Genomic DNA, 406 nt, shown 5'->3' on the forward strand with positions numbered 1-406 from the left:
CGGGAAGTTCGCCGCGAGCATCAGCAAGGCGGGCGACGGCATCGCCTTCGAGATCAAGGAGGGGGAGGTCCCCGCGGACTCCACGCTGGTGCTGGCCGTCACCAAGAGCGTGGACGGCGACTCCGCGCCGCCGTCCACGACCTCCCTGCAGATCGTCAAGGGAACGGTCGCCCCCTGCGAGCCCACTTCCGCCCCCACGCTCCCGCCCCTTGACAACGGCACCGGCGGAACCACGGACAAGCAGGACAACGGCCCCACCCTCAACACCGGCACGGAGGAAGGACAGGGCGTCACCAATTCCGCGCCCCCGACCCCGCCCCTTGACAACGAGACCGGCGGAGCCACGGACAAGCAGGACAACGGCCCCACCCTCGACCAGGGTACGGAGGAAGGACAGGGCGTCACC

The 406-nt window shown here is 70.0% G+C and carries 1 protein-coding gene; it reads left to right on the forward strand.

Going from position 1 to position 406, the window contains the following annotated elements:
• Positions 1 to 406: hypothetical protein (locus tag HCN51_RS57845; RefSeq protein ID WP_168022242.1), on the forward strand; the 406-nt coding region annotated here is incomplete at both ends.

It is taken from the genome of Nonomuraea composti, from assembly GCF_012034275.1.
Classification (GTDB): domain Bacteria; phylum Actinomycetota; class Actinomycetes; order Streptosporangiales; family Streptosporangiaceae; genus Nonomuraea; species Nonomuraea composti.